This window comes from Microvirga sp. RSM25 (assembly GCF_044784385.1).
Lineage (GTDB): Bacteria > Pseudomonadota > Alphaproteobacteria > Rhizobiales > Beijerinckiaceae > Microvirga > Microvirga tunisiensis.
The window spans coordinates 3,039,712-3,053,514 of the sequence record NZ_CP173039.1 but is presented as its reverse complement, the minus strand read 5'-3'; the positions used below and the strand labels follow the sequence as shown (position 1 = coordinate 3,053,514).

13 protein-coding genes and 1 pseudogene are annotated in these 13,803 nt (G+C 62.3%); 5 read left to right on the top strand and 9 right to left on the bottom strand.

Annotation, left to right across the window (positions count from 1 at the left end; genetic code table 11):
• Positions 1-101: 101 nt before the first annotated feature.
• The 5 genes from ACD578_RS14480 to ACD578_RS14460 all read right to left on the bottom strand — a co-directional run bounded on the left by ACD578_RS14480 (position 102) and on the right by ACD578_RS14460 (position 4,367).
• Positions 102-383, bottom strand: a complete 282-nt coding sequence (locus ACD578_RS14480; RefSeq protein WP_152713420.1) for a DUF2160 domain-containing protein — start codon at positions 381-383, stop codon at positions 102-104.
• 10 nt (positions 384-393) lie between these two features.
• Positions 394-1,170, bottom strand: a complete 777-nt coding sequence (locus ACD578_RS14475) for a carbohydrate ABC transporter permease (RefSeq protein ID WP_404293861.1) — start codon at positions 1,168-1,170, stop codon at positions 394-396.
• Positions 1,171-1,274: 104 nt separating this feature from the next.
• Entirely contained in the window at positions 1,275-2,171 is an 897-nt protein-coding gene (locus ACD578_RS14470) for a carbohydrate ABC transporter permease (RefSeq protein WP_152713419.1), read from the bottom strand.
• Positions 2,168-3,268 (bottom strand): ABC transporter ATP-binding protein, encoded by a 1,101-nt coding sequence (locus ACD578_RS14465; RefSeq protein WP_404286021.1) that lies wholly within the window; start codon positions 3,266-3,268, stop codon positions 2,168-2,170. The genes ACD578_RS14470 and ACD578_RS14465 overlap by 4 nt, the downstream gene beginning before the upstream one ends.
• 10 nt (positions 3,269-3,278) lie before the next feature.
• Positions 3,279-4,367, bottom strand: coding sequence for an ABC transporter ATP-binding protein (locus tag ACD578_RS14460; RefSeq protein ID WP_404286019.1), 1,089 nt, complete (start codon positions 4,365-4,367; stop codon positions 3,279-3,281).
• Between the two features lie 435 nt (positions 4,368-4,802).
• Here ACD578_RS14460 and ACD578_RS14455 point away from each other — a divergent pair, with 435 nt between their 5' ends.
• Both ACD578_RS14455 and ACD578_RS14450 read left to right on the top strand, forming a co-directional pair.
• The gene (locus tag ACD578_RS14455; protein WP_404286017.1) at positions 4,803-5,591 is read left to right on the top strand and encodes an SDR family NAD(P)-dependent oxidoreductase; all 789 of its coding nucleotides are present in this window, start codon (positions 4,803-4,805) and stop codon (positions 5,589-5,591) included.
• A 108-nt stretch (positions 5,592-5,699) separates the two neighbouring features.
• A pseudogene (locus ACD578_RS14450) lies at positions 5,700-7,092 on the top strand (FAD-binding oxidoreductase).
• Position 7,093: 1 nt separating this feature from the next.
• Here the strand turns inward: ACD578_RS14450 and ACD578_RS14445 are convergent.
• On the bottom strand, positions 7,094-7,666 hold the full coding sequence (locus tag ACD578_RS14445; protein ID WP_404286015.1) for a peroxidase-related enzyme: 573 nt from the start codon (positions 7,664-7,666) through the stop codon (positions 7,094-7,096).
• 126 nt (positions 7,667-7,792) lie between these two features.
• Here ACD578_RS14445 and ACD578_RS14440 point away from each other — a divergent pair, with 126 nt between their 5' ends.
• Complete coding sequence (locus ACD578_RS14440) at positions 7,793-8,593, top strand: enoyl-CoA hydratase (RefSeq protein WP_404286013.1); 801 nt, start codon at positions 7,793-7,795, stop codon at positions 8,591-8,593.
• Between the two features lie 11 nt (positions 8,594-8,604).
• On the opposite strand, the gene ACD578_RS14435 is transcribed toward ACD578_RS14440, so the two are convergent.
• From ACD578_RS14435 to ACD578_RS14425, 3 genes are all read right to left on the bottom strand, one after another.
• Positions 8,605-10,248 (bottom strand): acyl-CoA synthetase, encoded by a 1,644-nt coding sequence (locus ACD578_RS14435; protein WP_404293859.1) that lies wholly within the window; start codon positions 10,246-10,248, stop codon positions 8,605-8,607.
• A 95-nt stretch (positions 10,249-10,343) separates the two neighbouring features.
• Positions 10,344-11,009, bottom strand: coding sequence for a bifunctional 4-hydroxy-2-oxoglutarate aldolase/2-dehydro-3-deoxy-phosphogluconate aldolase (gene eda, locus ACD578_RS14430; protein WP_404286011.1), 666 nt, complete (start codon positions 11,007-11,009; stop codon positions 10,344-10,346).
• A 36-nt stretch (positions 11,010-11,045) separates the two neighbouring features.
• Entirely contained in the window at positions 11,046-11,942 is an 897-nt protein-coding gene (locus tag ACD578_RS14425; protein WP_404286009.1) for a sugar kinase, read from the bottom strand.
• A 413-nt stretch (positions 11,943-12,355) separates the two neighbouring features.
• On the opposite strand from ACD578_RS14425, the gene ACD578_RS14420 reads away from it, so the two are divergent.
• Positions 12,356-12,838 (top strand): HU family DNA-binding protein, encoded by a 483-nt coding sequence (locus ACD578_RS14420; protein WP_404286007.1) that lies wholly within the window; start codon positions 12,356-12,358, stop codon positions 12,836-12,838.
• A gap of 203 nt (positions 12,839-13,041) precedes the next feature.
• Positions 13,042-13,791 carry an extensin family protein gene (locus tag ACD578_RS14415; RefSeq protein WP_404286005.1) on the top strand — a complete coding sequence of 250 codons (750 nt, stop codon included), beginning with the start codon at positions 13,042-13,044 and terminating at the stop codon, positions 13,789-13,791.
• Positions 13,792-13,803 lie beyond the last annotated feature (12 nt).

The following is a 13,803-nucleotide window of genomic DNA, read 5'->3' as shown; positions in this document are numbered from 1 at the left end:
GTTTCATTCGTTCCTCCCAAGTTATGCCCTGGCCGGCTTGTGCGCTGGTCTTATTCCCTCCGGTCCGGGCAAACCGCAGGGTACTCTTGAGCCATTCCCTCCTAGACGTAGCGAAACACGGCGGCTGCGTAGAGCAGGGACAGGCCGGAGGCCCACCACAGACCTGGGCCGACGAGCCCGAGCCATGCGAGGTGAATGAAGGCCGCACCGAGAAGCGAGATGAAGAGGCGGTCGCCGCGCGTCGTTGGAATGCGCAGCACGCCGACACGTTCGGTCTCGGGGCGATAGATCGCGAGCAATGTCATAATCAACAGCAGGCTTGCGATTCCTGCGAAGAAAAGCCCCGTCTGCCAAGTCCAGGCCATCCAGGCGAGATCAGGCATGTAAGCCTCCTTAGACCCGGCCCAGGGCGAAGCCCTTGGCGATGTAGTTGCGGACGAACCAGATCACGAGCGCGCCCGGCACGATGGTGAGCATGCCGGCGGCGGCGAGCAGGCCCCAATCCATACCGGAAGCCGAGATGGTGCGCGTCATGGTGGCGGCGATGGGCTTGGCATTGACCGAGGTCAACGTGCGCGCCAGCAGCAGCTCGACCCAGGAGAACATGAAGCAGAAGAAGGCGGCCACGCCGATGCCGGAGGCGATGAGCGGCATGAAGATCTTTACGAAGAAGCGCGGGAAGGAATAGCCGTCGATCGCGGCGGTCTCGTCGATCTCCCGCGGCACGCCCGACATGAAGCCCTCCAGAATCCACACCGCCAGCGGCACGTTAAAGAGGCAATGCGCCAGGGCGACCGCCCAGGGCGTGTCGAAGAGGCCGATGGCCGAGTAAAGGTTGAAGAAGGGCAGGGCGAAGACCGCCGGCGGCGCCATGCGGTTGGTGAGCAGCCAGAAGAACAGGTGCTTTTCACCGAGAAACTTGTACCGGGAGAAGGCATAGGCGGCCGGAAGCGCAAAGGAGATCGACAGCACCGTGTTGATGACGACGTAGGTCAGCGAGTTGATATAGCCCGAGTACCAGCTCTGGTCGGTGAAGATCTTGATGTAGTTGTCGAAGGTGATCTCCCGAGGCCACAGCGTGAGGCCGGAAGTGATCTCCATATTCGTCTTAAGGCTCATGTTGAGGAGCCAGTAGATCGGCAGCATCAGGAACAGGAGGTAGAGGGTCATCACCACCACGCGCCCACTCACCCGCGGGCCGGACAGGGCGCGGTTCGCAGCCAGGGGCGCTGCGACAGGCTTTGTCTCGGAGGCGCCGACGGCAATGGTTCCGGTCATGCTTCGACTCTCTCGCGTTCGGCATCCACGTTCGTCATGACGGTATAGAAGACCCAGCAGATGGCGAGGATGATCAGGTTGTAGACCAGCGACATGGCGGCCGCCTTACCGAGGTCGAATTGGCCGAGTGCCAGCTTTACCAGATCGATGGACAGGAAGGTGGTGGCATTGCCTGGGCCGCCGCCGGTGATCACGAAGGGCTCGGTGTAGATCATGAACGAATCCATGAAGCGCAGGAGCACCGCGATCAGCAGCACGCGCCGCATTTTTGGCAGCTGGATCGTTCGAAAGACCGCCCAGCGCGAGGCGCCGTCGATGCGTGCGGCCTGATAGTAGGCATCGGGAATCGATTTCAGCCCGGCGTAGCAGAGAAGAGCGACGAGGCTCGTCCAATGCCACACATCCATGACGACGAGCGTCACCCAAGCGTCGATGGGATCGTTCGTGTAATTGTAGTCGATGCCGAGGTGGTTGACGGTCCAGCCGAGCAGGCCGATGTCGCCGCGGGCGAAGACCTGCCAGATCGTGCCGACCACGTTCCACGGAATCAGAAGTGGCAGCGCCATCAGGACGAGACAGAGCGCCACCGTCCAGCCTTCGCGCGGCATGGCGAGCGCGACGGCAATGCCGAGCGGCACCTCGATCATGAGGATGATCGCCGAGAAGAGGAGGGTGCGCCATAGGGCGTCGAAGAAGCGTCCGCCGAGCTCCGTCGAAGGATCGAGCAGTTCCTGGAACCAGCCGATGCCGTTCCAGAAGAACTGGTTGTTGCCGAAGGTGTCCTGAACCGAGTAGTTCACCACGGTCATCAGCGGCAGGACGGCCGAGAAGGCCACGATGGCGAAGACCGGCAGAACGAAGAACCAGGCCCTGTTGTTGACGGTCTTCGTCATGCCCGGTTCCCTCCGATCGGCTCGCCTGAGACGAGATGCCCGTTGGCATAGATGTGGACGTGGCGTGGATCGAGCGCGAGCGCGGCCTCGTTCCCTTCGATGGAGATGCCCTCCGGAACGCTGGCGGCAAGTGGGCGTCCGCTCATCTCGACCCGGGCGATGCGGGCGCGGCCGATATCGTCGATACGCCGGATCTGGACCGGTAGCCCCGATCCCTTCGGCTGCAGTCGCACGAATTCAGGCCGGATGCCGAGCTCGACCCGCTCACCGTCAGACAAGCCGCGATAGGCCCGCTGCAGGGGGATCGCTTCATTGCCGACGAAGGCGGTGGCGCCTTCGACGCGGCAGGGCAGGATGTTCATGCCTGGCGAACCGATGAAATGTCCGACGAAGGTGTGGGCCGGACGCTCGAACAGCTCGTCAGGAGTTCCGGTCTGCACCACGGCGCCGTCATGCATGACCACTACCTTGTCGGCGAAGGTGAGCGCCTCGGTCTGGTCGTGGGTCACGTAGATCATGGTGATGTCGAGCGCGCGGTGAATCTCCTTCAGAGTGGAGCGCAGCTGCCATTTCAGGTGCGGATCGATCACGGTGAGCGGCTCGTCGAACAGGATCGCCGCCACATCGGGGCGCACGAGGCCGCGTCCGAGGGAGATCTTCTGCTTCATGTCCGCAGTGAGGTTGCTGGCCTTGCGGTCGAGGACGCGGGTGAGGTCGAGCAACCGTGCGATCTCCTCCACCCGCCGGGCCGTCCTGTCGCGCGGCACGTGCCGGTTCTTGAGCGGAAAAGCGAGGTTTTCGCGCACGGTCATCGTGTCGTAGACCACGGGAAACTGGAACACCTGCGCGATGTTGCGCGCTTCCGTCGGCAGATCCGTCACATCGAGATCGTTGAAGAGCACGCGGCCGCGGGTGGGACGCACAAGGCCGGAGATGATGTTGAGCAGAGTGGTCTTGCCGCAGCCCGAGGGGCCCAGCAGCGCATAGGCGCCGCCCTGGCTCCACACATGGTTGATCTCCTTGAGGGCGTAATCATCCGCCGTGCGGGGATCGGTCCTGTAGGCATGGGCGAGATGATCGAGGGTGATGCGGGCCATCTGTCTCTCCTCACGCCGCTCTCTGGGCAGGGTCGGCGGCGGCAAGACGGCCCGCATCATCGAACAGGAACAGGTGCCGCGGATCGATATAAGCGGTCACGGCAGATTTCGGCTCAAGCCGCCTCACGCCGGGAACGAGCGCGATGAGTCGATGCTCACTGGCATCGAGATGGACATAACTTTCCGATCCGGTGATTTCGGAGACGGATACGATGGCCGGAATGGCGATCTCTTCGGAGCCGGCAGGTTCGAGCTTGAGGTGATGGGCCCGAAAACCCACGGTGTAGTCCCCATCCGGAACGGCCGCGAGAGGACCGGTCGCGCGGATCTCGCCGCCCGTGCTCAAGCTCGCATTGCCGCCGGTTTTGCGGACCTTCAGGGTGTTGAGCGGCGGATCGGAAAAAACGCGAGCCGTGATCAGATCGCGGGGACGGCGATAAACCTGCGGCGTCGGCCCGAACTGGGTTACGCGGCCTTCGAAGAGGGTCGCGGTGTTGCCGCCCAGAAGCAGGGCCTCGGACGGCTCCGTGGTGGCATAGACGAAGATGGCACCCGAGGCCGCGAAGACCCGCGGCAGCTCCTCACGCAGCTCCTCGCGCAGCTTATAGTCGAGATTGGCCAGGGGCTCGTCGAGCAGGACGAGATCCGCACGCTTGACCAGTGCCCGGGCGATCGCGGTGCGCTGCTGCTGGCCGCCGGAGAGATTCAACGGCTTGCGGTCGAGATAAGGCTCGAGCTTCAGAAGCTTGGCGGCGTCGCGGACGCGCCCGTCGACCTCGTTCTTCGGCAGACCGGAGACCCGCAGGGGCGAGGCGATGTTCTCGTAAACGTCGAGCGAGGGATAGTTGATGAACTGCTGGTAGACCATGGCCACGCTGCGGCGCTGCACAGGCCAGCCCGTCACATCCCTGTCGTCGACCAGAACGCGGCCGCTTGTTGGCACATCGAGTCCAGCCATGAGCCGCATGAGCGAGGTCTTACCGGCAAGCGTCGCCCCGAGCAGCACATTGAGGGAGCCACGTTCCAGGGTCAGATGAACGTCGTCGATATGAACCGCTGCTCCGACCTTCTTCGAGACGCCTTCAAGAACAACGGTCATCGGCACTTCCCTGGGCTTCGAGCAGGATCGGAGGCGGCAGAGATGGGATATGTGGAGATCATCGCGGTGCCATGTTCCACCGCGTTTCGGGCCATGTCATGCCCGCATACGCCACCACTCACCGCGACATCGAGCGTCGCCGATTCCTGCGGACCCAAGAGCGCTTCTCCCGGCTACAGATCCACTGCGATCTGAGCTTTCTTATGTTGTTATGGTGAAGGTATCTTGCCCCCAAAGCGAAAGCAACTGCCCGGTATCAGTACAAGACTGGTCTTTGACTGGACTGAATCTGCGGGATGCTTCGCGTGGCGAGACCGGGAACTCGATGAGTATTTTTGAACTGAACTGGCCTTCGCGAGTTCAAGCACCACGTGCCGGTTTCGCTTCTCTCCGATAGTGGCCGGTCCATTTCTCTGAGTCGGCTGGGAGAATGCCATGCCAGAAACTGCGAAGCCGCTTGCCATCGTGACCGGTGCCTCGTCGGGCATCGGTTATGAGCTTGCGAAACTCTGTGCCCAGAATGGGTATGATCTGCTGATTGCCGCCGATCAGGCCGCCATCCACGATGTGGTGAAGGACTTCCAGGCTCTCGGGTCCGAGGTCGAGGCCATCGAGGCCGATCTTGCCACCCTTGAGGGTGTCGACAAGCTTTACGCCGCCGCCAAAGGCAGGCCGGTCGGTGCGCTTCTGGCCAATGCCGGGCACGGGCTCGGCCACGCCTTCCTGGATCAGGACTTCGCTGAAGCGCGCCACGTGATCGATACCAACATCACCGGCACGATCTATCTGATCCAGAAGGTTGGCCGCGACATGCGAGCCAGGAACGAAGGCCGCATTCTCATCACCGGCTCGATTGCCGGCTTCATGCCCGGCACCTTTCAGGCCGTCTATAACGGCACCAAGGCCTTCATCGATTCCTTCTCTTTCGCGCTCCGGGCTGAGCTGAAGGATACCAATGTGACGGTGACCTGCCTGATGCCCGGCGCCACCGAGACCGAGTTCTTCGAGCGAGCCGGCATGGAGGACACGCAGGTCGGCCAGGACAAGAAGGACGATCCCGCCTATGTGGCGCAGGTCGGCTTCGATGCCATGATGCGTGGCGATGGCGACGTGGTGAGCGGTTGGAAGAACAAGTTCACCACCATCCTCGCCTCCGTGACGCCGGCCGGCGTGCTCGCCGAACAGCACCGCAAGATGGCCGAGCCCGGGTCTGGCAAAAGCTGAGTGAAACTCTGCTGCATTTTCACTGATGCTCTGTCTCTCGCGGATGTCACGTTGACGATTGCTCCCTGATCGGTCAGGAGCGGTGATCGAAACCGCGGGGGATTTCCGATGACCAAGCCGACGGATTTGCAGCAGCGCTTAACGGGCCTTCTCGGTCCGACAGCTGTCATCACCGAAGGCTCGGATCTCGAACCTTATGCCGTCGATTGGCGCAAGCTCTTCCCCGGCCGGCCGGCTTGCGTCGCTCGCCCGTCCTCGACCGAGCAGGTGGCCCAGATCGTGCGAGATCTGCCACGACGCGGGTGCCGCCATCGTCCCGCAGGGCGGCAATACGGGGCTGGCCGGCGGAGCGGTGCCGGACGCATCAGGCACGCAGGTCGTCCTGTCTCTCAATCGCATGGCCGCCATCCGCCGCATCGACCCGGTCGGCTTGACCATCGAGGCGGAGGCCGGATGCATCTTGAAAGTCGCGCAGGATGCCGCCGGAGCGGCTGGACGCCTGCTGCCGATCAGCCTAGCGGCCGAGGGCTCGGCTACCATCGGCGGGGTGGTCGCGACCAATGCAGGCGGCGTGAACGTGCTGCGCTATGGCATGACCCGCAGCCTCGTGCTCGGCCTGGAAGTGGTCCTGCCCGATGGCACCGTCGCCAATGGCCTGCGGAAGCTGCGCAAGGACAACGCGGGCTACGACTGGAAGCAGCTCTTCATCGGCAGCGAGGGCACGCTCGGGATCGTCACGGCGGCGGTCCTGAGGCTTCTGCCGCGGCCGAAGCACTCCGTGACTGCTTTGCTCTCGGTGGCCGATCCTGCGGCCGCCCTGCGGCTTCTGGAGATCGCCCAGGACGAATTGGGCGATCAGATCTCGGCCTTCGAGCTGATCTCGGCCACGTCCATGCAGCTTGTCGCCAGGCATGCCGGCTTGAAAGCACCCATCGCCGAGGGTGAATGGTTCGTGCTGATCGAGGCGGCCTCAAGCTTGGCGGGTCTACGGGAGGCAGCCGAGTCGATGCTGGGCTCGGCCTTCGAGCAGGAGATCGCGCTCGACGGCGTAATCGCCGAATCAGGCGCGCAGGCGGCCCAGCTCTGGGCCCTGCGCGAGCATGTGACGGAATCCGAGGCGCGGGAGGGCAAGAGCGTCAAGCATGATGTGTCCGTACCGCTGACCGAGGTTCCTCGATTCCTTATCGAGGCCGGGCAAGCGCTCGCTGCCGGCGCCTCGGGCACGCGCGTGAACGCCTTCGGACATCTCGGCGATGGCAATATCCACTACAACGTTCTCGTCGATGCAGGCCAGGATACAGATGTCGTGAACCGCATCGTGCACGACGTGGTGGCGGCTTTCGGCGGCAGCATCTCGGCGGAGCACGGTATCGGCCAGTACCGGGTCGGCGAGTTGGCGCGCTACCGCGCAGCAACCGAGATGGACCTCGCCCGCACTCTCAAGCGTGCGCTCGATCCCGACAACCGGCTTAATCCCGGTAAGGTACTCTCAGTAAAATGACTCAGCCCCGGCCGAGCGAATAGAACTCGTCGTTCGGCCGCATGCTGGTGACATTGGCGAGACGGTTCGACATGGCGAAGAAGGCGGCAATCGCCGCGATGTCCCACACGTCATCTTCCGTGAAGCCGTGGGAGCCTAAGGCCGCAATGTCCGCATCGCCGACAGCATAGGCCTCAAGAGACACCTTCATGGCAAAGTCCAGCATTGCCTTCTGGCGGGGCGTGATGTCGGCCTTGCGGTAGTTGATGGCGACCTGATCGGCGATCAGCGGGTCCTTGGCCCGGATGCGCAGGATGGCGCCATGGGCGATGACGCAATATTGGCACTGGTTGGCGTTGCTCGTCGCCACCACGATCATCTCGCGCTCGGCTTTGGTGAGACTGCCGGGCTTCTCCATCAGGGCATCGTGATAGGCGAAGAAGGCGCGGAACTCGTCCGGGCGATGGGCCAGCACCAGAAACACATTCGGCACGAAGCCCGACTTCTCCTGAACCGCGAGAATGCGCGTGCGGATATCCTCGGGCAGATCGGATATCTCAGGGGTAGGAAAGCGGCTGATCGGCAGCTTGTTCACGAAAGGCACCTCTTGTCTTTGGCCCAGGATGATGCAGCGTTCCTCAAGGGTCTTATTGCCAGATCGAGCTTATTCGGGTTGGATCCTGTAAACAACGTGCAAGGAACGATCCGGAGGAGAATGCCCATGACTGCCCAACAGGCCGTTTCCGGTGATGACATTCTGCTGTGCGAGGATCGGAATGGGGTCGTGACGCTCACCCTCAACCGCCCGGCTCAGTTCAATGCTCTCTCCGAGGAGATGCTGATGGCGCTTCAGGGGGCGCTTGACGACCTGAAGAATGATGGGGCGGTTCGCTGCGTCGTCCTTGCCGCCGCGGGCAGGGCCTTCTGCGCGGGACACGATCTCAAGCAGATGCGGGCCAATCCGCATCAGGATTACTACGAGGCCCTGTTTGCGCAATGCAGCCGGGTGATGCAGGGCATCGTCAACCTGCCCGTTCCGGTGATTGCACGGGTGCATGGCATGGCGACGGCGGCCGGGTGTCAGCTCGTGGCGTCCTGCGATTTGGCTGTGGCGGCCGAGAGCGCGACCTTTGCCGTCTCCGGCATCAATGTGGGATTGTTCTGCTCCACGCCGGCCGTGGCGCTCTCCCGCAATGTCTCGCCCAAGCAGGCTTTCGACATGCTGGTGACGGGGCGCTTCATCTCATCCGCCGAGGCATTGTCCTACGGCCTCGTCAGCCGGGTCGCGCAGGATGCGGAACTGGATCAGGCCGTGACCGCTTTGACGGCCGACATCTGCGCGAAAAGCCCGGTGGCGATCCGCACGGGCAAGGCCATGTTCAGCCGTCAGCGCTCCATGAGTCTGGAGGAGGCTTATGCCTATGCGGGCAACATTATGGCCTGCAACATGATGGCGGAAGATGCCGCCGAGGGCATCGATGCCTTCATCGAGAAGCGCAAGCCGCAGTGGAAGGGGCGATGATCGTCCTTACCTCAACCTGCAGTCTTGTGAGCTCGCGCCATCTCGCGCAGCTGGAATTTCTGGATCTTGCCCGTGGAAGTCTTGGGCAGTTCCGTGAAGATCACGGTGCGCGGGCACTTGTAGGAGGCGAGATGTTGCCGGCACCAGGCAATGATGTCTTCCGCCGAGGCTGATTGGTCAGGCTTCAGCTCCACGAAGGCGCAGGGCGTCTCGCCCCATTTTTCGTCCGGCATCGCAACGACGGCTGCCGCCTGAATGGCGGGATGCTTATAGAGGGCATCCTCCACTTCGATGGAGGAGATGTTCTCACCGCCGGAAATGATGATGTCCTTTGAGCGGTCCTTCAGCTGCACATAGCCGTCGGGATATTTCACGCCAAGATCGCCGGAATGGAACCAGCCGCCCTCGAAGGCCTTGGCCGTGCCGGACGGATTCTTGAGATAGCCCTTCATGACCACGTTGCCGCGGAACATCACCTCGCCGAGGGTCTGCCCATCGGCTGGCACGGGCTGCATGGTTTCCGGGTCGAGGAGGTCGAGAGCATCCAGCACCGGATAACGCACACCCTGCCGGGCCTTCTTCGCCGCATAGCCGCCCGCGTCGAGCGCATCCCATTCTTCATGCCACTCGTTGACGACCGCCGGGCCGTAGACCTCCGTCAGGCCGTAGAGATGCGTCACGTCGAAGCCCGCAGCCTTCATCGCGGCGAGCACCGCTTCCGGCGGCGGGGCGGCGGCCGTCATGAATTTGACCGTGTGGGGCAGGGGGCGCTTTTCGGAGGCGGGCGCATTGAGAAGCGTCGACATGACGATGGGCGCGCCGCAGAGATGCGTGACCTTGTGATCCGCCAGAGCATCATACATGGGCTTTGCCCGCACGGCGCGCAGGCACACATGGGTGCCCGCGACGATGGAGAGCGACCAGGGAAAGCACCAGCCGTTGCAGTGGAACATGGGAAGCGTCCACAGATAGACGGGGTGCTGCCCCATGCCGGCAGTGAGGATGTTGCCCAAGGCGAGCAGATAGGCACCGCGATGGTGATAGACGACACCTTTCGGATCGCCTGTGGTGCCGGAGGTATAGTTCAGGGCGATTGCATCCCATTCGTCCCGCGGCGGGTTCCAGGCAAAGACGGGATCGCCCCAGGCAAGGAATTCCTCATACTCCATGGATCCCAGTCGTTCGCCAGGGCCGGTGAATTCCGGATCGTCATAGTCGATGACGAGAGGTTTTGCCGAAGACAATTCGAGAGCCGCTTTGATGGTGGCCGAGAATTCCCGATCGGTGATGAGTACCTTGGCTTCGCTGTGCTCCAGACAGAAGGCGATGATCTTGGCGTCGAGGCGGGTGTTCAGCGTGTTGAGAACCGCGCCGGCCATGGGGATGCCGTAATGGCATTCGAGCATGGCAGGCGTATTGGGGAGCATGACCGAGACGGTGTCGCCGCACCCGATGCCACGCTGGGCAAGTGCCGAGGCTAGTCGCCGGGAACGGGCATAAAGGTCCTGATAGTTGCGCTTGAGGGAGCCGTGGAGCAGAGCCGTGCGGCTGGGGTGAACGCTGGCCGCCCGCTCCAGGAACGTGAGCGGCGTCAGCGGCTGATAGTTCGCCGGGTTCTTGTCGAGGTTCGTATCGTAGATCGTCGAAGCCACTATCGTTCCTCCCCTTGGTGATGAGTATCGCCAGGGGAGGGGGAGCTGACAACCCTACGAAATGTCAGCACCTGATCCGCGCCGCACTTGAGAGCCGATCATTCCTTGATGGACATCACGGCGCGCTGCGCCTTCGCCGTGATCTCACCCCAGGCCTGGGCGCGGATGTCGGAGGTCTGGCATACCCACGATCCACCCACCGCCACTACATTCGACAGGGCAAGCCAATCTCGGGCGTTCTTTTCGTCGATTCCGCCCGTCGGGCAAAAGCGTGCCTGCGGGAACGGGCCAGCGAGGGCCTTCAGCGCCGGAATGCCCCCAGCCGCAACGGCCGGGAAAAACTTGACGGTCTGGAAGCCGTGGGCGAGCGCCGCCATGAGCTCGGACGCGGTGGCGATGCCGGGAATGAAAGGAATCTCGCTCTGGCTTGCTGCTTCGAGCAGGTCCGGTGTGGAGCCAGGACTCAAGGCATAACGTGCGCCGAGCGCCTGAGCACGCTCCAAATCCTTAGGCGTCAGAACGGTCCCAATGCCGACGATGGCGTCAGGTACCTCCTGGATAATGGCAGCTGCGGAATCCGCCGCAGCGGACGTGCGCAGGGTGATTTCCAGCAAGCGCAGTCCGCCCGCCACGAGAGCCCGTGCGAGGGGAACCGCATCCTCCACACGCTCCAGCGTGATGACCGGAACGATAGGGCCGGCGCGGAGGAGATCTGCGAGCTTCTTGTTGCGGGAGCTGGCGAGGTCCTTCTGGTCTTGTGGCATGGGAGGAACTCCTTGGATGGAGATTGCAAGCATAGTTTATGGCATGGCCTCGCGCGGAATGATCGCGCCGCGATAGCGCACGACCTGACCAGCGAGACGATGCCCTGCCGCCGCCGCAGATTGGGGACTTTCACCGCACAGGCGCGCGTCGAGATAAGCCGCGGCGAAGCTGTCGCCGGCCGCGGTGGTATCGACCACATCCTCCGCAGGCTTGCCGGGCACAACAATGTCTTCACCTTGCGACAGCACGCGACAGGTCAGGTCGGGATATTTGAGCACGATCTCGGCCCGATCGGAGAAGGTCAACAGCTCCTCCGCACCGTTGCTGCCGAACAAGAGGTCGAGGTCTTCCGTCGAGGCGAGAATGATGTCGGCACACTCGAAGGCCTGACGGAAGGCAGCCCGCGCGATATCCAGATCGGGCCAGCCTCGGGGGCGGAAATTCGTGTCGAAGGCCACGCGCCTGCCTTTGGACCGCGCGTCGCCGAGCACGTCGAACAGCCGCTCGCGTCCACTTTCTCCGTACAGGGAAAGGGAAATGCCCGAGAGATAGACGAGATCGTATGTGCCGATGGCTTCGATGATGTCCCGGGCCTCCAGCGCCTGGAACAGCTGGCGCGCGGCAGCGGTCTCGCGCCAGTAGGAGAACCGGCGTTCGCCCTTTGGATCCGTCTGGATGATGTAAAGCCCCGGAAGACGCCCGGGCAGGCGCAGCACCCGTTGTGTCCCAACGCCTTCCGCGTTCCAAGCTGCGATCAGCTCATCGCTCCAGCTGTCGTCTCCGAGCGCCGTGATATAGTCGGTCTGCGTTCCGAGGCGGGCCAGATAGACGGCGGTGTTGAACGTGTCGCCGCCATAGCCTCGGGACAACCGGCCATCGGCCTCCTCCCGAAGCTCGATCATGCATTCTCCGATGCAGGCGACCCTTGTCATGCTTTCACCGTGGCATTTCCCGAATATGGTGAGCTTAAGCTCTTTGTCGATCCAATAACTGCAATACTGCGATTTTGCGACAGGGAAAGTGACATCAGATAATTCGCGGATGTCCAGTCCCTAAGCGGCCTAAGAGATCATGCGATCGCGGGATAGCTCGCGACCGATCTTCAAAAGCGGTTCTGTCAGCTGCGTTTCTTCGAATTCAAGCCGCTCTGCACCCCAATCAGAGTTTGGATGCAGGGCGTAGTTCAAGGGTGTCGAAGCCAGCATTCGGGCCTTCATCAACGAGAAATCGACAAGTAATCCTTACTATTATGCGGAAACCCAGCTTTGCCATCTTTAATTCTTGGCTGAAAGCGTTATTGAGATTCTGCTGTCTAATGCATTCACCATCTACAAAGGAGTTTCTGATGGCCAAGACTGCAACCAAAGTTTCCAAGAAGGCCCCGGCCAAGAAGGCTGCGGCGCCTAAGGCTGCAGCAAAGGCATCGTCGAAGGCTGCCAAGGCCTCTGCAAAGGCCCCTGCAAAGGCCGCCAGCAAGGCTGCTGCGACCAAGGCGTCGGCGAAGAAAGCGTCCGTGAAGAAGGTTGCGAAGGCTTCCTCCTCGGCGTCGTCTCCGATCCTGACGCTGCGCCACATTGCGGAGAAGCTCTCCGAGCTGCACGAGCTTCCCAAGCGCCAAGCCAACGAGATGCTGACCCAGGTCGTCGAGATGATCGCCAAGAGCCTGAAGAAGGGCGACAAGATTCGTCTGAGCGGCCTCGGCATCCTGCAGGTGCGCAAGCGCGCCGCCCGCATGGGTCGCAATCCTCAGACCGGCGAGCCGGTGAAGATCAAGGCATCGAAGAAGATCGCCTTCCGCGCGGCCAAGGATCTCAAGGAAGCCATCTAAGCTTCCGGCGCATGGGACAGCGCCTTGCGCGCTCCCAGCCAAACGAGCAGTCGATTCGACGCAAAGGGCAAGGCGGACTATCCGCCTTGCTTTTTTTATTGAACGAAGAGCATTGTCCTGCCGAGATGTAGCACCCCGCTCCACAGGCTGCCCTGCTGTATCCCTCAACTGGTACCCGAACGAATGAGCCCTAGAACAGGGTTGTGCAGATCGATCAGCCCCAACCGCCGCGCCGCTCCAGGATTGTTCCGGTCATCGTCGGACGACTGGCTCTTTCGATTCTGCTGGGACTTGGGATCGTTGCCGGGTTGAGCTGGAGCGGAGTCATTGCGATCCCCAACCGTCTCAAGCCCTTTACGCCGTTGCGCATCGCCGACGATGTCGGCTGGCTGACGCGTCTCAAGCTCTCCCGTCTCGAGCGGGACGGGGAGCAATGCCGTGCGGTTCTGGCCGATTCGTCCGTCTCGCACCGATCGGTACCGGATCGTCCTTTGGAGCAGGGATGCGGTCTGTCCGATGCGGTTGAAGTGTCACGATCCTTGGTGGGCTTGAGCCGTGAGTTCACGGCCACCTGCTCGCTCACAGTGGCCTGGGCCCTGTTCGAAGCGCATGTCCTGCGTCCGGCGGCCCGGCAGCATTTCGGGCAGGACGTCGTGCGGGTCACGCATTTCGGCACGTATGCCTGCCGCAATGTCAATCATCGCGCGAACGGTCGGCGCAGCGAGCATGCGACAGCCAATGCCATCGACATTGCCGGTTTCGTTCTGGCGGACGGACAGCAGATTACGGTGAAGAGCGATTGGACGGGAAGCAACGCGCGCCGATCAGCCTTCCTGCGCACTCTAAGAAACGGAGCGTGCGATTTTTTCGATGTCGTGCTCAGCCCCGACTACAATGAGGCTCACCACGATCATTTCCATTTCGACATGGGCCCCTATCGGGCGTGCCGATGAGGGGCCGACTGA

Bases quoted from the DNA above. Each gene is read 5' to 3' on its own strand.
- ACD578_RS14460 (WP_404286019.1), bottom strand. From the start codon at position 4,367: ATGACCGTTGTTCTTGAAGGCGTCTCGAAGAAGGTCGGAGCAGCGGTT.
- ACD578_RS14470 (WP_152713419.1), bottom strand. From the start codon at position 2,171: ATGACGAAGACCGTCAACAACAGGGCCTGGTTCTTCGTTCTGCCGGTC.
- ACD578_RS14465 (WP_404286021.1), bottom strand. From the start codon at position 3,268: ATGGCCCGCATCACCCTCGATCATCTCGCCCATGCCTACAGGACCGAT.
- ACD578_RS14455 (WP_404286017.1), top strand. From the start codon at position 4,803: ATGCCAGAAACTGCGAAGCCGCTTGCCATCGTGACCGGTGCCTCGTCG.
- ACD578_RS14475 (WP_404293861.1), bottom strand. From the start codon at position 1,170: ATGACCCTCTACCTCCTGTTCCTGATGCTGCCGATCTACTGGCTCCTC.
- ACD578_RS14440 (WP_404286013.1), top strand. From the start codon at position 7,793: ATGACTGCCCAACAGGCCGTTTCCGGTGATGACATTCTGCTGTGCGAG.
- ACD578_RS14420 (WP_404286007.1), top strand. From the start codon at position 12,356: ATGGCCAAGACTGCAACCAAAGTTTCCAAGAAGGCCCCGGCCAAGAAG.
- eda (WP_404286011.1), bottom strand. From the start codon at position 11,009: ATGCCACAAGACCAGAAGGACCTCGCCAGCTCCCGCAACAAGAAGCTC.
- ACD578_RS14425 (WP_404286009.1), bottom strand. From the start codon at position 11,942: ATGACAAGGGTCGCCTGCATCGGAGAATGCATGATCGAGCTTCGGGAG.
- ACD578_RS14480 (WP_152713420.1), bottom strand. From the start codon at position 383: ATGCCTGATCTCGCCTGGATGGCCTGGACTTGGCAGACGGGGCTTTTC.